The following is an 18,083-nucleotide window of genomic DNA, read 5'->3' as shown; positions in this document are numbered from 1 at the left end:
ACTGAGTATCAATACATTACATTATTTGATTGTCAAAATAATGTAAGAATGCAGCGGCCATGCCGAAGATTTAATTTCCTTTGTCCTGCAGCGGACCTCCCAGCCGATGTATTAGCCGTACCGTCAGGCCACCGCGCGCTTCGGCGCGGATCACGGAAATGTCTGTCCACAAGGATTCGGCATCGCTTCGGTGCGGCCATTGCAGCTGCTCCGGCTTGCTGGCGCGCTGCCACCACACCATGTTGAAATCCGGCCGGTGCAGCAGCATCTGTTCCACCCACGGTATCGGACAGGCAGCCTCATGTTCCGGCAAGCGCAGCTTGACGACGCCGCTCTCGCGGCCGATCCAGTTGAGCGCGCTGCTGCCCTGCAGCGCCAGCCGCTGGCGCCAGGTTGCGCCGCCCGAGCTGATGCTGAGCTGATACACGCCAGGCGGCAAGGGCTCGCCCAGTTCCTTGCTTTCCAGCCTGAACTCGTCGTCGGCCTGATAGTCGGCCGGCGCTTCCGTCAGCAGCGCTTCGCCGTCAGGCATGAGCAAGGAGACGCGCAAGTCGCGGCGGCTGCTCTTGCCGCTCAGCTGGATCCGATAGATGCGATTGAGGGGGATGTCGCGCTGGACCAGCGCCAGGATCGGACTATCCAGCCAGGCCGGCACGACGACCGGGATATCGTTGCCGCACTGGCGCGAAATCAGCGCGCCCAGGCCTGCTTTCCAGGCGGCGCGCTGGGTCTCGCTGGCGAGCCTCGGCCAGCGCGCTATCAACTGCTGCCATGCGGCCGGCGCATTGTCGCTCAGCAAAGCGTGATAGACCGGTTCCAGCAGCGTGTCCGGCAGCTCGGCGCGCGCCGCGCCGGCGCTGCAACATAGCAGCAGGTTCAGTACGGCCAGGCCTATCCTCATGCCGGCCTTTCCAGGCGATAGCCGACGCCGCGCACGGTTTCGATAGGAACGCCGGGGAGTTTCTGGCGCAGCTGCAAGATATGGGTATCGACCGTGCGGGTCGATGGGAAGTGCTGGTAGCCCCAGACCTGGTTGAGCAGTTCGTCGCGCGTAAAGACGCGGCCGGCCATGCGCACCAGCATCGCCAGCAGCGCGAACTCGGTGTGGGTCAGGCTGACTTCCCGCTGCTGCCACAGAACGGCATGGCGCGCCGGGAACAATTGCAAGGCGCCCGATTCCAGCAGGCCCTCGCCCAGCGGCCGCAGCTGGGCCCGGATCCGCGCCAGCAATTCGACATGGGAAAACGGCTTGCTGAGGTAATCGCGGGCGCCGGCTTCCAGTCCGGCGACACGGTCGCTGACGGCAATCCGCGCCGTCAGGACAATGACCGGCAAGGCCTTCTGCGCCAGCCATTGCGGCAGGAAACGCAGGCTGTCGCCATCGGTCAGCTGACGGTCCAGGATCACCAGGTCAGCCTGGCGCCAGCGGGCGGCAACGGTGGCGGCATCGCTCAGCCAGACGCAGGCGAAACCCTGTTGCTGCAGAAATTGCTGCAAACCTGCGCCCAGGGCGGGGTCATCTTCGACCAGCAGCAGCGATGCGTTAGGATTGTGACTCACACGGCAACTCCAAAGTAAATGTGGTGGGCGGGCCGCTCAGGCGGATTTTTCCTTTGAGGCGCTTCATTACGCGGCGGACGATGGCCAGGCCGAGCCCCATGCCGGGACCGGACAGGTCGCTGCGCCGCATGCGCGCCAGCCGGTATTCCGCCAGCACGCCGCCGTCGCTCACGCTCAGGCGCAGGCAGCCTTTGCTCCAGCTGGCGCAGAGACGCACCGGCGCCGCGCCGTGACGATAGGCATTGTCCAGCACGTTATCCAGGCACAGGTTGATCCAGTACAGCGGCAGCGCCAGCTGGCGATCCTGTCCCATGCAGAACTGCAAGCCCTGGCGCTGCCCGGCGACCGCGTCCAGCCATTCGCTCAGCGACACCCAGGTGGGCGCCTCCAGCATCTCATGCTCGTCGTCGGCATTGAGATAATGGCGGCTGGCGTTGGCCAGCTGGCGCATGCGCTGCACACCGTCGGCAAGCCGGCCGAAGCCGGTTTGCGCACGCTCCGGCAGGGCATCGAAATCGTGGCGGAATGCTTCGACGATATTGCCCAGGTTGGCTATCGGCGTGCGCAATTCGTGGGTCAGCATCTGCAGGATGAATTGCTCGCGCTGGCGCCGCCGACGGCGTTGCCACCACATATTGCCAGGCGCGAGAACGATCATCGCCGCGGCCGCCATCAAGATCCAGACCCGCCATTTGTCGATCGCGGAAACGCTATTGGCGCAAATGGTTCCCAGCATCAGATCGCAACGCTGGCCGGCCGCCTGCAGCTGCAGATCAGCCTGGCGCGCCAGCGGCTGCCATACCTGGGCGTCATAGCGCCGCCATACCTGATCGTGCTCCCGCCACAGCACATTGCGTTGCAACAGCCAGCGCTGGCCGCCGACTATCGCATCGAGGTTGTCGTCCGACAAGCGGCCGAGGCCGGCAAAGGCGTCGAGGCGTTCGCGCACGTGCAAATAGCGTTGCAACATGGGCGCCGCTTGCGGATGGCGCGTCAGGTAATGCCAGGCGTAGCTGCCGCCCAGCGGATGGATAGGCGCGTGGCCGGCGAACCAGCTCTCCGGCAGGGCAGCCTGGTCGCACAGCGCTTGTTCGAATTCGCGCGTTGTTGCCGGCACGCCTTCGAGCGTGCCGCTGCATTGCCGGCGAAAACGGTAGATCCGGGACAAGACCGGCAGCGCAAAGCGGCCGAAGGCAGGATACAGCGAGGCTGGCTGGATCAGGGCCACATTCAGCTGCTGCAACTCAAGGAATGCCAGCTGGCTGCTAGGGGCAGTGTGTTCGAGCGATGCGGTAAAGCGATCCAGCGCTTGCTCGACGGCAGCAAGCGCTGGAGGGGACAGCAGCGCCGTCAGCAGCGCCGTCAGCAAGAAGACCGCAAGCCGCCTGCAGCGCCCGCGGGGGCGCATATTGGTTCTACTATCCCCGCTGGTCAAATTTCCTCCATTGCCGATAGCGCAACTCAGCTATCGTTCTGTTTCGCCTTTCCCATCTGCCACAACAGGAAACTGTAGATATCCGCGGACAGCGCGTAACGCTGGGTGGCCGTGCTGCCTATGCCATGGCCGGCCTGCATGTCGAGCCGCAGCAGGACCGGTTTGCCGCTGCTGGTGGCGGCCTGCAGGCGCGCCGCGGTCTTGGCGCTGTGCCAGACATCGACCCGCGGATCGTTCATCCCGTGCACCAGCATGACTGCGGGATAAGCGGTATTGTCCTTGATATTATGATAAGTACTCATTTCCAGCAAGGCTGGAAATTCCGCCGGGTTGCGGGCGCTGCCGAATTCGGAAATATTGGTGATGCCGTTGGCGCTGTCTTCGGCGCGCACGGTATCCATGATCCCGACATTGAAAATGGCGGCCGCAAACAGCTCCGGCGCGCTGGTCACGGTGCGGCCGACAAAGATGCCGCCGGCGCTGGTGCCCATCACGCCCAGCGTCTTGGGCGTGGCGTAGCCTTCTGCGATCAGGTACTTGGCGCAGGCGATGCCGTCTTTCCAGGTATTCGGCTTGGTGGCCTTGAAGCCGGCCCGGTACCAGTCGTCGCCGTAGACGCCGCTGCCGCGCACATTGGCATACGCCAGCACGCCGCCGCGCTCGATCCAGGCCATGCTGGCGGGCGAGAAGTAGGCGGTCTGCGAAAAGCCGTAGGCGGCATAGCCGTCCAGCAGGGTCGGATTGCTGCCGTCGCGCTTCAGGCCTTTCTTGTAAAGCAGGGTCATCGGGATCATGGCGCCGTCGTAGCCAGGCACCTTGACGTCGACCACTTCCACTTGCGGCAGGCTAGGCATGGGCGGATTGACGCGCAGGCCCGGGTCGCTGGAAACCTTGCCCTTCAACAGCAGGGTACGCGGCAATTCGGTCCAGCCGTTCAGGGTGTACAGCACATCGCTGTAGGCATGGGCCGGATCGTTCTGCAAGCTGGCGGCGCCCTTGAACGGCGCCGGAATGCTCTGGCCCTTGATGTCGCCGGCGGCGTAGCGGCGCAGCACGATAGCGGTGCCTTCGCGGATTTCCGCGATCAGGGCGTCGCGCGTCAGCGAAAATTTCTCCAGCACGGCGTCGGCCGGTGCGGCGGCGACTTCGCGCGCCAGCTTCAGCTCGGGATGACGCAGGTCCAGCTTGAGCACGCGGTTGCGCGGCGCGCCGGCGTGGGTCAGCAGGTATAAGTCGTTGCCCTTGAGGTCGACGTCGGTGATCTTGTCGTCGAAGCTGGAGATTTTTTTCCACGCTACCGTCGGCTTGCTGAGGTCGGCGACATCGGCGACGAACAGGTAGCCCTCAGGCAGGGTGGTGTCGGTGGTGCGCGCAATCATCCAGCGGCTGCCCGGATTGAAGATGATGGTGCCGACGTCGAGACGAGCCAGGCCGAGACCGCTGGTAACGGTCGGGCCGAATACCGGCTTGGCTTGCGCTTCCGCATCGCCGACTTTCAGCCACATGACCTTGCTGTCGAGATAAGTCTCGGATTCGGCGTCGCCCGGCTTCAGCGTCTTGAGCTGGTTGTAGGTGAACGACTTGCTGTCCGGCAGCCAGCCGATCAAGGCTTCGTGCACGCGCGGAATCGGCTCGCCCACCGTTTTCCCGCTCTGCACGTCGAGGATGTACAGCGAAGCGTCTTCCGAACCGCCGGCGGACACGCCGTAGGCGACATGCTTGCCGTCCCAGGCCGGCACGAAGTAGTTGATCGCATGCGGCACGCCGGTGCGCTGGGCTTCCAGTTCAGGATCGACCAGCACCCGTTCCGCGCCCTGCAGGCCGTCGCGCGTCATCAGCTTGAACTGCTTTTCGCCGCGGCCGCGCTTGAGGTAGTAGATGTGATCGCCGGGCATGCGCGTCACCGAGCGGATATCGTCGCCGGTGGCGGCCGAAATCTCGGCGATGCGCTGTTCCATCAGGCTGCGCAGGCCGATGCGGTCGAGTTCCTTGCGAGCGCTGTCGCCCTGCTCTTTCAGCCAGGACTGGACCTTGGGATCTTTGACATTTTCGAAATAGCGGTACGGATCTTTCACCGTGACGCCATGCAAGACGTCGCTGACGTCCTGTACCGGCGCAGCGGTGACGGCGTGCGCGGCGCCGGGAACGGCCAGAGTTGCAGCGGCCATCAGCAGCGCAGTCGCTGACAGCAGAGGGAGTTTGAGGGAACGTTTAATCAATGGCATGGAAAGTCCTGCGTGAGTTAATCAAAACAGCGTCAAGGTAGAGCTTCTTCTTGTAAAAAAAAACCTATTTCTTGCCGCCCGGGGTGATGCCCCATTGCGACAACATCCACGCCATCTCGAAGGATCTCTCCTTGATGGCGTCATAACGTCCCGAGGCGCCGCCGTGGCCGGCGCCCATGTTCACTTTCAGCAGCAGGGGGTTGCGATCGGTTTTCATGGCGCGCAGCTTGGCGGTGTACTTGGCCGGTTCCCAGTACATGACCTGGCTGTCGTTGAGCCCGGTAGTGACCAGCATCGCCGGGTAATCCTTGCGCGCGATATTGTCGTAGGGCGAATAGCTGCGCATGTAGTCGTAGGCGGCTTTCTCGTTGGGATTGCCCCACTCCAGGTATTCGCCGGTGGTCAGCGGCAGGCTGGCGTCCATCATGGTGTTCATGACGTCGACGAACGGCACCGCCGCGTGCACTGCATGGAACAGCTCGGGACGCATGTTGGCGACCGCGCCCATCAGCAGGCCGCCGGCGCTGCCGCCCTCGATGATCAGCTTCTGCGGGCTGGTCCAGCCCTGCCCTATCAGGTATTCGGCGCTGTCGATGAAATCGTTGAAGGTATTCTTCTTGTTCATCAGCATGCCGTCGTCATGCCAGTGCTCGCCCATGTCGTTGCCGCCGCGGATATGCGCCTCGGCGAACACCACGCCGCGGTCGAGCAGGCTGACGCGGCTGTTGGAGAAAGTCGCCTCGGCCGGAATGCCGTAGGAACCGTAGGCATACAGCAGCAAGGGCGCCGCGCCATCCAGCTTGATATCCTTTTTAGCGACGGTCCAAAGCGGCAGCTTGACGCCATCGCGCGCCGTCGCCCACAGCCGCCTGGTTTCGTACAGCGCCGGATCGTAGCCCGGCACTTCCTGCTGCTTCAGCAGCAGCCGCTTGCCGCTCGCCATGTCGACATCGAACACCGTCGGCGGCGTCACCGGCGACTCGTACATCAGGCGATACTGGTGCGAAGTGAATTCCGGCGTGCCGCCCGCATGCGAAGTGTAGACCGCCTCATCGAACTGCACTGTCTTCCAGCTGCGGCTGGCGAAATCGTAGATGCGCGAGCGTTCCTGCGCATCGGACTTCTCGCTGACCACCAGGAAATCGCGGAACAGTTCGATAGCTTCCAGCAAGACCTGGGGATCGTGCGCGATCAGTTCCTTCCAGTGGGCCTGGTCCGGCGTCGCCAGCGGCGCCGTCACCAGGCGGAAATTCTTGGCGTCCTTGTTGGTCAGGATGAACAGCTCGCCGTCGCGGTGATCGACATGGTAGCGATGGCCGGTTTCGCGTCCCAGCACCGAACGGAAGCTGCCTTGCGGCTGGTCCGCCGCCAGCAGGCTGACTTCGGTGGTGTCGGTGCTTTGCGCTTCAAGTTCGATGAACTTGCGGTCGCTGCTGTTGCCGACGTCGATATTGAATTGTTCCACCGTCTCGCGATAGACCTCGGCCGGCTTGCTGCCCAGCTTGAGGCGCAGCAGCAGGTCGGAGCGCTTGGTGGTGGCGTCTTCCTGCACCAGGAACAAGGTCTGGCTGTCGGCCGCCCAGGCCACGCTGGTGACGCGTTCGACCGTATCGGCCAGCAGCTTGCCGTTGCTCAGGTCCTTAACGTGCAGCCGGTACTGGCGATAGCCGGTGGTGTCGGTCGAGTAAGCCAGGTAGCGGTCGTCGGGACTGACGGCGAAGCTTTCGACCTCGAAAAATTTCTTGCCCTTGGCCAGCTGGTTTTCATCCAGCAGCACTTCTTCCGGCGCTGCGGCGTCGTAGGAAAAATCGGCGTCGGCCTTGGCCAGGCGGCGGCAGATGATCGGATACTGCTGGCCGGCTTCAGTGCGGCTGTAATAGTAGAACCTGCCGCGCCGGGTCGGCACCGACAGGTCGGTTTCTTTCATGCGGCCCTTCATTTCGCCGTACAGCGTCTTCGACAGCGGCGCCAGGTCCTTGGTCATGGCCTGGGTATAGGCATTCTCCGCCTTCAGGTAGGCGATCACCTTGGGATTGGTCTTTTCGCGCAGCCAGTGATAGTCGTCGGTGACGATCTCGCCATGGCGGCTTTCCTGCCAGGCTTGTTTCGCGGCGACTGGCGGTGTCGGTGGAGATGCGGCGGAAGTGGAAGTAGTGGTCATCAGAGCCAATATAAAAACGCCCAGGGCAGGAGCGCGTTGCTGAAGAAAGAACATAGTGTACAGATCCTTGTGTGGATAGACTGCGCGCCCGGGTATGCGCGAGCGTCGGACATCATATGCAACTCTGTTGCAGATTGCTAAGTTACCTGCAATTTTTCAAAAAAACAATATGCGCGGCAACATATCGCCGCGGCCGGGCATCGGCCGATTCGACCGTACCGGCCGGGGCAGGTAGAATAGTTTTCCGCCACTCTCCCCCGCTCAGCCAGATGACTATTTCGCCGCCCGACCTGGATCTTGTACGCTCGCTGGAAGAACGCGCGCTGAATGCCTGGCCGGCGCTCAAAACAGCGCTGTGCGGCGGCTGGCAGCTGCGCCTGGCGGACGGCTACACCAAGCGCTCCAATTCGGCCAATCCCTTGCGCCCGAGCGTGGCGTTCGCTGAAACGCTGCGGGAAACTGAAAATTTCTATGCCCGCCACAACTTGCCGGCGATCTTCCGCATCACGCCGCTGGCGCCTGCCGACAGCGCACAATTGCTGGAACAAGCCGGCTACCGGATGGTTGACCCGACCCAGGTCATGACCGTGCCGCTGGCGGCAAGCGGCTGGCCCGCGCACGATGTCTTGATCGAGGCAAGCGCCAGTCAGGCATGGAGCGCGGGCTTTGCTCAGGCGAACGGTCTGCCGGCGGCTGAGCAGCTCGCCCACGAGCGCATTCTCGCGGCGATTGCCATGCCGACCGCGTTCGCCACGCTGACGGTGCAAGGCCAGGCTGTCGCCTATGGCCTGGCGGTGGCGGAGCATGGCGTGGTCGGCCTGTTCGACATCGTGGTCGCCCCGGCAGCGCGCCGCGGCGGCGTCGCCACCCGGCTGGTGGCAGCCTTGCTGAACTGGGGCCAGGCCCAGGGCGCCAGCAGCGCCTACCTCCAGGTGCACGTCGGCAACCAGGCGGCTAGCGCGCTCTATCGCAAGCTCGGATTTGCCACGCAATACCAATATCATTACTGGCTTAAACCATGATGTCTCAAGCAGCCCTTGCCGCCGCCATCCTGGCCGAACGCCGCCGCAGCGGCCAGCCGGGCGACCGTCTGCCGCCGCATTTGCGGCCGCAAGATGCCGATGCTGCGCTGGCGCTGCAGGCGCTCGTCATGCAACAGCTGGGCGAAAGCGTCGCCGCCTGGAAGTGCGGCTTGCCGGCCCACGGCCAGCCGGTGCTGGCGCCCATCCATGCCGCCACCGTCCAACACGGCAGCCCCTGCCCGGCATGGGCGCGCGGCGGCCAGGTGCGGGTCGAACCGGAACTGGCTTTTGTGCTCGGCCGCGACCTGCCGGCGCGTGCCACACCCTATCGGCCAGCAGATGTCGACGCCGCCATCGGCGCCACCCATCTGGCCTTGGAATTAATAGACAGCCGCTACACCGATCCCGCGCAAGCGAGCTTTATCGAGAACCTGGCTGACGGCTTGCTCAACCAGGGACTGTACCTCGGCCCGCAAGTCGATATGGAGCAGGCGCGCAACGCCGGCGAACTGGCGATCAGCATCGGCACAAACAACGGCGCCGGCGTAGAAGAAACCATGCTGCTGCATGGCCGCCATCCCGCTGTCGATCCGCGCGCGCCGCTGTACTGGCTGGCCGAATTCCTGCGCAGCCGCGGACAAGGCCTGCAGGCCGGCCAAGCGGTGATCACCGGATCGTACGCCGGCAGCTTCGAGTTGCCTGTCGCGCAGGACATCGTCATTCAATACGGAGAACTCGGCCGGCTGCAGCTGTCCTTCGAGGCGCGATGAGCGCAGTCGGCCGCTTCCGCCCGCGCCTGAGCTTGCAAACCCTGGGCCGCGGCGACGGCTTGCTGGGCATGCGCCCTTCCGGCCCGTTCGGGCCGCGCGGTCCGCATGTGACCGTGGCGCAAATCACCTGGACCTACGCCACCGACGACGGCTTCTACTGGGAAACCGCAGCGCCCACCACGCTGCTGAACCGCCGGCCGGCTTCGTCGCAGACCGTTGAAAACGACAAAGGCCAGCGCCTGCTGGTGCGCGACCTCGGCGCCGAAGCCGATGCACTCGACCTGGTCTGGGACCTGGGCCTGCATCCGCTTCCGAGCGACACGCTGCAGTGGCGCAACGAGAAAGCGGAGCAGGATGCCGCCGTGCGGCTGGCCTCGCTGTGGACGCTGGTGCAGGAAGATTTCTTCGGCGATTTCTGGGCCGAGCAGTTGCCGGATCTGCAGGCCAAAGGCTGGTCGATTGTCGTGCTTCCCGGCTTTGCGCACGAGAGCGTGCCGGTCGACGCCTGGCATCTCACGATCAGCCCCGCCACCGGCGAAATTCTAAGCAAGGAAGTCGCCACCCGCATGCGCGGCCGCGAACAAACCGTGACCGCCCTTGGCCTGCCGGCTGGCGAAGGTTCCTGGCTGCTGACCCTGGGCATTGAAATCGACGGCGAAATGGTCGACCTGGCGCCGCTGCTGGCGCATCTGCTGCAGCGCGACGGCCGCTGGCTGGACGCTGCCAAAATGGCCCTGATCGACGACCACGCCCTGATCACGCTGCGCGCACCCGGCGGCAAACGGATCGACGCGCTGGCGGCGCCGCTCAAGGCGATCGTCGGCAGCATGCTGGAATTGCTGAGCGATCCGCTGCGCAAGGAGGGTCCGCTGCTGCTCTCATCCTGGGATGCCTACCGGCTGGAGGCCATGCGCCAAAGCCTGCTCGACACCCAGGCGCAGCGCGCCGGCGTCCATGGCGGCTGGCAGCTGCAGGGCGACGCCGGCCTGCGCGCGCTGGCGCAACGGCTGCGCGGCGCCGGCACGCCGCAGCCGGTGGCAGCGCCGGCAGGACTGGGCGTCACCCTGCGCCCCTACCAGCTGCACGGGGTCGCCTGGTTGCAATACCTGCGTGAACAACATCTGGCCGGCATCCTGGCCGACGACATGGGGCTGGGAAAAACCGCGCAGGCGCTGGCCCATCTGCTGATCGAAAAGCAGGCCGGCCGCCTCGACCTGCCGGCGCTGGCGGTGCTGCCGACCTCGCTGATCTTCAACTGGCAGGCGGAAGCGCGGCGCATGGCGCCCGGCCTGCGCGTGCTGGCCCTGCAAGGACCGGAACGCCATCGCGATTTCGCCCGCATGGCCGAATACGACCTGATCCTCACCACCTATCCGCTGCTGTGGCGCGACCGCGCGGCGCTGGAAGCCCAAGCTTTTCATTTGCTGATCCTGGACGAAGCGCAAACCGTCAAGAACGCCACCGCCCGCAGCGCCGGCGCCGTGCGCCGCCTGCGCGCGCGGCACCGCCTGTGCATCACCGGCACGCCGCTGGAAAACCACCTGGGCGAGCTGTGGACCCAGTTCGATTTCCTGATGCCCGGCTTCCTCGGCGACATGCGCAGCTTCACACGCCTGTGGCGCAAGCCGATCGAGATCGGCGGCCAGACCTTGCGCGCGCAATTGCTGGCACAGCGCGTGCGGCCCTTCATCCTGCGCCGCCGCAAGGATGACGTGGCGAGCGAACTGCCGCCGCTCAGCGAAACCGTCAAGCACGTGCAATTGCAGGGACAGCAGCGCGACCTCTACGAAAGCGTACGGGTAGCGGCCGACGAGCAGATACGCGGCGTGCTCAAGCGCAAGGGTTTTGCCGGCGGCCAGATCACCATCCTCGATGCCTTGCTCAAGCTGCGGCAGGTCTGCTGCGATCCCTTCCTGCTGAAACACATGCGGCATGAAGCCGGCATGGAGCGCGCCAAGCTGGAACTGCTGCGCGACATGCTGCCGGCGCTGGTGGCGGAAGGCCGCCGCATCCTGGTGTTTTCCCAGTTCACCGAAATGCTGGACCTGATCGCCGTCGAGCTCGAACAGCTGCAACTGCCCTGGCTGGCCCTGACCGGCAAGACGCCGCCGGCGCAGCGCGGCGCGCTGGTCGCAGAATTCCAGAGCAAGACCGTGCCGCTGCTGCTGATCAGCCTGAAGGCCGGCGGCGTCGGCCTCAACCTGACAGCAGCCGATACCGTGATCCACATGGATCCCTGGTGGAATCCGGCGGTGCAGGAGCAAGCCACGGCGCGCGCCCACCGCATCGGCCAGGAGCAGACGGTGTTTGTTTACAAGATCGTGGTGGAAGGCAGCATCGAAGAACGCATCATCGACCTGCAGGCGCGCAAGAGCGCCTTGGCCGAAGGCGTGCTGGGCAGCGATACGGCGCTGGAGACCAAGTTCAGCAGCGAAGATCTGCAGCTGTTGCTGGCGCCGCTGGCTTGAAAGCCGACAGCAACTCAATAATTGGGGTCAGAGTCGAATTATTTAATTCGACTCTGACCCCAATTAAATGCGGTGGATTGTTCGTTTGGCGCAAATGGTAAGATGACGACCCTACACGCTTTACGGCCCGTTGCCATGTCATTTTCTTCTCTGGGCCTGTCCCCTGCCATCTTGCACGCCGTTGCCGAGCGCGGGTATGTCACTCCGACTCCGGTTCAGGTCGCCGCCATTCCGGCAATATTGGGCGGCGCCGATGTGCTGGCCGCGGCGCAGACCGGTTCCGGCAAGACCGCGGCGTTTGCGCTGCCGCTGCTGCAGTTCCTGCAAGACGGCCGCACTGACAAGCCGCGCAAGCTGCGCGTACTGATTCTGGTGCCGACCCGCGAGCTGGCGCAGCAGACCGCGGAATCCGTCCGCGCGCTGGCGCTAGCCTGTCCGCAATCCCTAAAGATCGCCGCCTTGTTCGGCGGCGTCTCGATCAATCCGCAAATGATGGACCTGCGCGGCGGCGCCGACCTGGTGGTGGCGACGCCGGGCCGCCTGCTCGACCTGATCGAACATAACGCCTTGAAGCTGTCGGACGTGGCCTCGCTGGTGCTGGACGAGGCTGACCGTCTGCTGGACATGGGTTTCAGCGACGAGATCAACCGCATCCTGACGCTGTTGCCGGCGCAGCGCCAAAGCCTGTTTTTCTCAGCCACCTTCCCGACCGCGGTGCATGCGCTGGCCGGCCGCATGCTGCACCAGCCGGTGCGCATCGCGGTGCCGGCGCTGGCACAAAACCAGCCGGATATCGAACAGCGCGCGATCATGGTCGACGCCGGCCGTCGCACACAATTGCTGCGCCATCTGTTGAAGGAAAATCAGTGGGGCCGGGTGCTGGTGTTTGTCGCCACCAAGTATTCTGCGGAGCATATCGCCGATAAACTGCATCGCGCCGGCATCAAGGCCGCCGCCTTCCATGGCGAGTTCAGCCAGGGCGCGCGCGATGAAGTGCTGGCCGATTTCAAGGCCAGCAAGCTGCAGGTGCTGGTCGCCACCGACGTCGCCGCGCGCGGCATCGACATCGCGCAGCTGCCGGTGGTGCTGAACTACGACCTGCCGCGCTCGGCGGTGGACTACACCCATCGCATCGGCCGCACCGGCCGCGCCGGCAAGAGCGGTATCGCCATCAGCTTCGTCAGCGCCGATACCGAGGCGCATTTCCATCTGATCGAAAAACGCCATCACCTGAAGTGCGAACGCGAGCAGATTACCGGTTTTGAGCCGGTCGACGTCGCCACGACGCCGGCAGCACCGGCCGATGCCGCCAATGGCGGCGTCAAGGGTAAACGCAAGAGCAAGAAAGACAAGCTGCGGGAAGCGGCTGCGCGCGGTGAAAACGAGTAACTCGCGTTTATAGGAAAGCCGCGGGGGATACGCCGAAGCGCGCGGCAAGTGCGCGCTTGGTGAGCGCCAACTTAATTGATACGGCTAGCAGAGAAATGCCCGCTCATTCGAACACCCTACCGCCGGCACCTTGCATCGCTGCCGCAAGCTTGCCATCAAACGTTGCCAAAGCCGCTCCCGTCCGCAACGCCAACTCCAGGTAAGTAGCGTCATAGGCGCTCAACTTATATGCCCGCGCCAAAGCCATTATCTGTTCGTGACGCGTAGCCAGCAATACGTTGTCGACTGCGATTGGCAGCCTCGCCAATCGCGCCAGATAATCAAACGCCTGTGCTTCCGTGATGATCTTGCGTCGCTCGCCTGTCAGCAGCGCATTTGCAATTTCGATATGCCACAGCGCGGGCACGATAATCGCCGTCTCGGCCATCTCTTCCAATATCCGCTCGGCACATGCCGCTTCGTCCGCTTTCTCACGCGCATATATCCATGCAAGCGCCGCAGAGGCATCCAGTACCAAAGTCATCGGCGGCCTTCAGAAATCATTTCGCTGACGTCCGCATTGCTGACCCCCTGTATTTTCTTGAAAGCTTGCATGGCGGCTACCGCGGCTTGGGCCTCGGTGTGCGCAGATGTTTCGCTAGGCACCAGATCGGCGACTGGCTTTCCCCTGACAGTAATCGTATAGCACTGCCCATGCCCTACCCCCCGCAACAGTTCAGACAATTTGGCTTTGGCGTCGAAAGCGCCGATTTCCTGAAACATGGCATTCCTCCATTAATCTAGTTCATTGAACTAGTTCATTATAGTTCAAATTATAAAAGCTGCATTCCTGGTACCCATATTGCCAATGCACCAAGATATAATTATTTTTTTATAACTACTTACGTATTATCTTAGATCGCATCACGAACCCAATTGAGTTTCACATAGCGATAAATTACACTCACGCCTGCGTGACACAATCACGGCCTTACCCGTTTGCCGGCGCCAACCTGCCGCAGACACCCGTATTACCGACCTTAACCCTAGAGAACATCGGAAAACCATAGCCCGCCCTACCCGGACGCGCGAATGCTATCCGTACGGAGCCAAAAGCATGAGTACCTTCATTTTCAATGAATTGAATTTCGACAACCACGAACAAGTGGTCTTCGTTTCCGAAGAAAAATCCGGCCTCAGAGGCATCATCGCAGTCCACAACACCAACCTCGGCCCGGCCATGGGCGGTTGCCGCATGTGGGACTACGCCAGCGAAGCAGTGGCCGTCAACGACGTCCTGCGCCTGTCGCGCGGCATGACATACAAGAACGCGGTTGCCGGCCTGCCTATCGGCGGCGGCAAGAGCGTCATCATCGGCAATCCCAAGACTGCCAAGACACCAGCATTGTTCGAAGCCATGGGCGAAGCCCTGGAACGCCTGGGCGGCCGCTACATCACGGCGGAAGACGTCGGCACCAGCCCGGCCGACATGGCGCATATCGCCACCAAGACAAAATATGTTGCAGGCCTGGGCGCCAGCGGCGATCCGTCGCCGTTCACCGCGCTGGGCTGCTTCGTCGGCGCGCAAGCGGCCGTCAAGCACTACCTGGGCCGCGATTCGCTGCAGGGCCTGACCGTTGCCGTGCAAGGCCTGGGCAACGTCGGCTACGACTATGCGCGCCGTTTGCATGAAGCCGGCGCCAAGCTGATCGTCACCGACATCGACCAGGCCGCGCTGGAACGCGCGCGCGCCGAGTTCGGCGCCGAAGTCGTCGCCACCGACGCCATTTACGATGTGCAGGCCGACATCTACGCGCCATGCGCACTGGGCGCCACGCTCAACCCGGCTACCCTGACCCGCCTGAAGGCCAAGATCGTCGCCGGCGCCGCCAACAACCAGCTGGCGACCGCTGAAGTCGGCGAACTGCTGCGCCGCAAGGAAATCCTCTACGTGCCGGACTTCGTGATCAACGCCGGCGGCATCATCAAGGTGTGCTACGAGTACTACGAAAAGCCGGAAGCCGACGTCGAAGCGCACGTGCGCGAAATCGGCGTCACCTTGTCGGAAATCTTCAAGCGCGCCGACTCGGAAGGCTTGCCGACCAGCGTCGTGGCCGACAAGCTGGCTGAAGCCCGCTTCAAAAAATAAGGAAAGCTAGATAGGGTGGAAGACGTCACGGTTTTCACCCTATTTTTATCCGTGCATTCTGCATTCTGCCGGCAACGCATGCCGTTAGCGGTTTGCCGGGCATTGAATTCGACCGCAAGACTCAGGGTGTACAGAAGGCTATGTATCTGTAAACTGTCGTCATAAGCTAGGGCCTGTTAACATTTGATTTAGGGGTGCGAACGCGCGGCAGGCGTTACAGGCCTAGGCGCGACGACGCGACGTAGCGGTGCTACGGCAAGGAGTCGTAACGACGGCATGTGACGCCTGCAGCCGTTCCCGGAGGGTTCCCACCAAAACGTGCGCTGGCGGCGTTGCGTGGCTTGCCAGCACACGTTTTGGTGGGAACGCATCTCCCAAATCAAATGTTAACAGGCCCTAAGCACTGCTATTTGATCTGACAGGAGCACCAACATGAATCTCTTCCTACACCGCGTCGCCTCGCCCATCGGCGTCATCCTGCTGGTCACCGACAGCCAGGATCGCGTGCGCGCGCTCGACTTCGAGGACTATGAGCCGCGCATGCGCAACCTGCTGCACACCCATTACGGCCATTACACCCTGAGCGACGCCAGCGCGCCGTCCAGCGCCGAGCCGGCACTGCAGCGCTATTTCAGCGGCCAGCTGGATGCGCTGAAAGATATCGCCGTCGCCACCAACGGCACCGAATTCCAGCAGCGCGTGTGGGCGGCGCTGCGCCAGATTCCGCCGGCGCGCATGACCACCTACGGCAAGCTGGCGCTGCAGATGGGCGAACACAACGGCGCGCGCGCGGTCGGCAGCGCCAACGCCACCAATCCGATCGCCATCATCGTGCCATGCCATCGGGTGGTGGGGGCCGACGGCAAGCTGACAGGCTTTGCAGGCGGCCTGGAGCGCAAGGCCTGGCTGCTGGGCCACGAGCGAGCCGAAGTCGGCGATCCGGAGAGCATGCGCCTGCCGGGTTTCTGAGGCCCGGCGACTGGCCCTGGCGCATCTTGCTTCAGTGCGTCTTGTCCAGCACCACCACCGTAATCTCCTTGCTGGAAATATAGTAAGGCACGTGATTATGATCGGCGAACAGCAGCCGCAGCGTGTGCTTGCCGGCCGGCAGGTCCAGCAGGGTTTCGGTTTCGCCATTGCCGAAATGCTTGTAGTGCTGGTGCTGGTACTCGTTCGGCTTGTCGAACGGGATCGGCGCCTTGATATCGGCCGGCATCGGCATATCGATCAGGATGTGATGATGGCCGGTGCCGTGCATATCGCCGGCCGCCACCGGCGACACGCCCATGCCGGTGACCGCGAAAGCGACCCGGAACGGCGAGCGCACCTGGTCGCCGTCCTTGATGTTGACAAAATAAGCCAGTTTTTCACCGACCGGAAACGGCCGCGTGCGCTCCGACGCATTGATGGTGCTGATGATGGAATCGGTATCGACCCGGGTATCGGCAGCTTTTGCAGTCGCCGGCACTGCAGGCGCAGCCGAGGCATGGCCGCAGGCCAGCGCTGCGCCGGTCAGCAGCGACAGCGTCAGGAGGGAGTGATAGACGGCGGATTTTTTTACCAGGATTTTGTGGGGTGTCTTGCGTTGCGCGATCATTGAGTTATCCATAGGGCCGGTGTAGGAAATGATGCATAAGGTGCTTGGGTGAAAATCGGATGAACAAGCGGCAGCTGCCGCTCACGCCAGCAGGCTGTCCGGGTCGGGCGCCTTGCTCGGCATCAGCCAGCGCGGAAATCCGAACATGGTCTTGAGCAGGCAACGGCGGTAGCCCATCTGCCCGCTGATCAGGCCGGCGAAATCCTGGTTGATGCGCTGGTTCAGCACCAGATGGGAAAACGTCAACTTCGGAAAACGGTAGACCAGCTGCGCCATCCAGTTGGCGGCGCGCAGTTCGGGCAGCAGTTCGCGCCGCAGCAACCTGCTATAGGCCATGGAATCGGCGCGCAAGCCGTCCGCGGCGATCGCCCGGGCGGCGAGCGTGGCGCTCTTCAGCGCAAAATAAATCCCTTCGCCGAACAAGGCTTCCGCCAGCCCGGCGGCATCGCCCAGCAGCCACACGCGGCCGCGCTGGAACTGCCGGCGGCGATTGGCCAAGGGAATGATATAGCCTTGATATTCGATTTTTTGCGGCCGCTGCAGGCTGGCATAAGCCGCGCTAAAGCGATCCAGATGCTGGCGCAATGCGGCGCCGCCGAAAGGTGAGTACACACCTATATTGAAATGGTCGCGCTTCGGGAAGATCCAGCCGTAACCGTGCGGCATGCCGTCGAAGTCGAACAGCGCGCGCTGGCCGAAGCGCTCCAGCGCACCGTCCTCGGGCCAGACCATGGCCTCCAGCGCCGGCACATACGCCACCAGGTCCTTGCCGAACAGGCGGTTGCGCACCGCGCTGGCGGCGCCGTCGGCAGCCAGCAGCAAGCGGCTGCGCAGCACCCCGCGGCTGGTCGTCACCCTGATGCCGTCCGTCGATTCGACAGCATCGACAAACGCCGTTTCGGGCTGGAAGCGCACTCCTTCGGCGCAGGCGCGATCCAGCAGCATCTTGTCGAATTCGCTGCGCACCACGGTGCAGGCCGCCATCGGCTGCATTTCCTTGAGCACGGCGTCGCGGTTGCCGTAGGTAAGAATGGCGCCCGCTATCGGCTGGTGCATGGCGGCGCCGAGCTCGAGGCCGAGCAGGTCCATGGCTTTGCGCGACAGGCCGCCGCCGCAGACTTTGGCGCGCGGGAAGGCCTGCTTGTCGATGATGGTCACCCGCAAACCCTGCTGCGCCAGCAGATAAGCCAGGTGCGAGCCGGCCGGGCCGGCGCCGACGATCAGCACATCGCTGACAGCGCTGTCGTCAATTGCCATGGCGCGCCGCCGATGCCAGTGAAAGGCAGCCCGCGCCACAGCGGCAGGCCAGAAAGCAGCTTCGATCCGGA

At 63.5% G+C, this 18,083-nt stretch carries 15 protein-coding genes; 6 read left to right on the top strand and 9 right to left on the bottom strand.

Features of this window, described 5'->3' with window-relative positions; genetic code table 11:
- Positions 1–70: 70 nt before the first annotated feature.
- From AC07V8_RS10445 to AC07V8_RS10425, 5 genes are all read right to left on the bottom strand, one after another.
- On the bottom strand, positions 71–901 hold the full coding sequence (locus tag AC07V8_RS10445; protein WP_494677874.1) for a DUF2861 family protein: 831 nt from the start codon (positions 899–901) through the stop codon (positions 71–73).
- The gene (locus AC07V8_RS10440; protein WP_494677875.1) at positions 898–1,560 is read right to left on the bottom strand and encodes a response regulator transcription factor; all 663 of its coding nucleotides are present in this window, start codon (positions 1,558–1,560) and stop codon (positions 898–900) included. The genes AC07V8_RS10445 and AC07V8_RS10440 overlap by 4 nt, the downstream gene beginning before the upstream one ends.
- Entirely contained in the window at positions 1,544–2,929 is a 1,386-nt protein-coding gene (locus tag AC07V8_RS10435) for an ATP-binding protein (RefSeq protein ID WP_494721458.1), read from the bottom strand. The genes AC07V8_RS10440 and AC07V8_RS10435 overlap by 17 nt, the downstream gene beginning before the upstream one ends.
- A 92-nt stretch (positions 2,930–3,021) precedes the next feature.
- Positions 3,022–5,220 (bottom strand): prolyl oligopeptidase family serine peptidase, encoded by a 2,199-nt coding sequence (locus AC07V8_RS10430; protein ID WP_494677877.1) that lies wholly within the window; start codon positions 5,218–5,220, stop codon positions 3,022–3,024.
- A 64-nt stretch (positions 5,221–5,284) separates the two neighbouring features.
- A complete protein-coding gene (locus AC07V8_RS10425; protein ID WP_494677878.1) occupies positions 5,285–7,381 on the bottom strand; it encodes a S9 family peptidase in 2,097 nt (698 codons plus the stop codon).
- 269 nt (positions 7,382–7,650) lie between these two features.
- On the opposite strand from AC07V8_RS10425, the gene AC07V8_RS10420 reads away from it, so the two are divergent.
- The 4 genes from AC07V8_RS10420 (at position 7,651) to AC07V8_RS10405 (ending at position 13,030) form a co-directional block, all read left to right on the top strand.
- Entirely contained in the window at positions 7,651–8,403 is a 753-nt protein-coding gene (locus AC07V8_RS10420; protein ID WP_494677879.1) for a GNAT family N-acetyltransferase, read from the top strand.
- The gene (locus AC07V8_RS10415; protein ID WP_494677880.1) at positions 8,400–9,173 is read left to right on the top strand and encodes a fumarylacetoacetate hydrolase family protein; all 774 of its coding nucleotides are present in this window, start codon (positions 8,400–8,402) and stop codon (positions 9,171–9,173) included. The genes AC07V8_RS10420 and AC07V8_RS10415 overlap by 4 nt, the downstream gene beginning before the upstream one ends.
- Positions 9,170–11,641 carry a DEAD/DEAH box helicase gene (locus AC07V8_RS10410; RefSeq protein WP_494677881.1) on the top strand — a complete coding sequence of 824 codons (2,472 nt, stop codon included), beginning with the start codon at positions 9,170–9,172 and terminating at the stop codon, positions 11,639–11,641. The genes AC07V8_RS10415 and AC07V8_RS10410 overlap by 4 nt, the downstream gene beginning before the upstream one ends.
- Positions 11,642–11,776: 135 nt before the next feature.
- Complete coding sequence (locus AC07V8_RS10405; protein WP_494677882.1) at positions 11,777–13,030, top strand: DEAD/DEAH box helicase; 1,254 nt, start codon at positions 11,777–11,779, stop codon at positions 13,028–13,030.
- Positions 13,031–13,133: 103 nt separating this feature from the next.
- On the opposite strand, the gene AC07V8_RS10400 is transcribed toward AC07V8_RS10405, so the two are convergent.
- Both AC07V8_RS10400 and AC07V8_RS10395 read right to left on the bottom strand, forming a co-directional pair.
- Complete coding sequence (locus tag AC07V8_RS10400) at positions 13,134–13,553, bottom strand: type II toxin-antitoxin system VapC family toxin (RefSeq protein ID WP_494677883.1); 420 nt, start codon at positions 13,551–13,553, stop codon at positions 13,134–13,136.
- Positions 13,550–13,792, bottom strand: coding sequence for a type II toxin-antitoxin system Phd/YefM family antitoxin (locus AC07V8_RS10395; RefSeq protein ID WP_494677884.1), 243 nt, complete (start codon positions 13,790–13,792; stop codon positions 13,550–13,552). Before AC07V8_RS10395 ends, AC07V8_RS10400 begins: the two co-directional genes overlap by 4 nt.
- Before the next feature lie 334 nt (positions 13,793–14,126).
- On the opposite strand from AC07V8_RS10395, the gene AC07V8_RS10390 reads away from it, so the two are divergent.
- Together AC07V8_RS10390 and AC07V8_RS10385 are read left to right on the top strand one after the other, a co-directional pair.
- Positions 14,127–15,158 carry a Glu/Leu/Phe/Val family dehydrogenase gene (locus AC07V8_RS10390; RefSeq protein WP_494677885.1) on the top strand — a complete coding sequence of 344 codons (1,032 nt, stop codon included), beginning with the start codon at positions 14,127–14,129 and terminating at the stop codon, positions 15,156–15,158.
- A gap of 432 nt (positions 15,159–15,590) precedes the next feature.
- Positions 15,591–16,127 carry a methylated-DNA--[protein]-cysteine S-methyltransferase gene (locus AC07V8_RS10385; protein ID WP_494677886.1) on the top strand — a complete coding sequence of 179 codons (537 nt, stop codon included), beginning with the start codon at positions 15,591–15,593 and terminating at the stop codon, positions 16,125–16,127.
- 31 nt (positions 16,128–16,158) lie between these two features.
- On the opposite strand, the gene AC07V8_RS10380 is transcribed toward AC07V8_RS10385, so the two are convergent.
- On the bottom strand, positions 16,159–16,755 hold the full coding sequence (locus tag AC07V8_RS10380; protein ID WP_494677887.1) for a DUF4399 domain-containing protein: 597 nt from the start codon (positions 16,753–16,755) through the stop codon (positions 16,159–16,161).
- A gap of 81 nt (positions 16,756–16,836) precedes the next feature.
- Positions 16,837–18,012 (bottom strand): geranylgeranyl reductase family protein, encoded by a 1,176-nt coding sequence (locus tag AC07V8_RS10375; RefSeq protein ID WP_494677888.1) that lies wholly within the window; start codon positions 18,010–18,012, stop codon positions 16,837–16,839.
- Positions 18,013–18,083: the final 71 nt, after the last annotated feature.

Source organism: Collimonas sp. GW821-FHT02H07 (assembly GCF_059421505.1).
Note: the sequence above shows the minus strand (reverse complement) of the source record. Positions and strands in the feature narration are given on the sequence as shown.

Coding starts and splice junctions, on each gene's coding strand:
- AC07V8_RS10445 (WP_494677874.1), bottom strand. CDS start 901: ATGAGGATAGGCCTGGCCGTACTGAACCTGCTGCTATGTTGCAGCGCC.
- AC07V8_RS10385 (WP_494677886.1), top strand. CDS start 15,591: ATGAATCTCTTCCTACACCGCGTCGCCTCGCCCATCGGCGTCATCCTG.
- AC07V8_RS10380 (WP_494677887.1), bottom strand. CDS start 16,755: ATGATCGCGCAACGCAAGACACCCCACAAAATCCTGGTAAAAAAATCC.
- AC07V8_RS10390 (WP_494677885.1), top strand. CDS start 14,127: ATGAGTACCTTCATTTTCAATGAATTGAATTTCGACAACCACGAACAA.
- AC07V8_RS10420 (WP_494677879.1), top strand. CDS start 7,651: ATGACTATTTCGCCGCCCGACCTGGATCTTGTACGCTCGCTGGAAGAA.
- AC07V8_RS10415 (WP_494677880.1), top strand. CDS start 8,400: ATGATGTCTCAAGCAGCCCTTGCCGCCGCCATCCTGGCCGAACGCCGC.
- AC07V8_RS10405 (WP_494677882.1), top strand. CDS start 11,777: ATGTCATTTTCTTCTCTGGGCCTGTCCCCTGCCATCTTGCACGCCGTT.
- AC07V8_RS10400 (WP_494677883.1), bottom strand. CDS start 13,553: ATGACTTTGGTACTGGATGCCTCTGCGGCGCTTGCATGGATATATGCG.
- AC07V8_RS10425 (WP_494677878.1), bottom strand. CDS start 7,381: ATGACCACTACTTCCACTTCCGCCGCATCTCCACCGACACCGCCAGTC.
- AC07V8_RS10395 (WP_494677884.1), bottom strand. CDS start 13,792: ATGTTTCAGGAAATCGGCGCTTTCGACGCCAAAGCCAAATTGTCTGAA.
- AC07V8_RS10375 (WP_494677888.1), bottom strand. CDS start 18,012: ATGGCAATTGACGACAGCGCTGTCAGCGATGTGCTGATCGTCGGCGCC.
- AC07V8_RS10410 (WP_494677881.1), top strand. CDS start 9,170: ATGAGCGCAGTCGGCCGCTTCCGCCCGCGCCTGAGCTTGCAAACCCTG.
- AC07V8_RS10430 (WP_494677877.1), bottom strand. CDS start 5,220: ATGCCATTGATTAAACGTTCCCTCAAACTCCCTCTGCTGTCAGCGACT.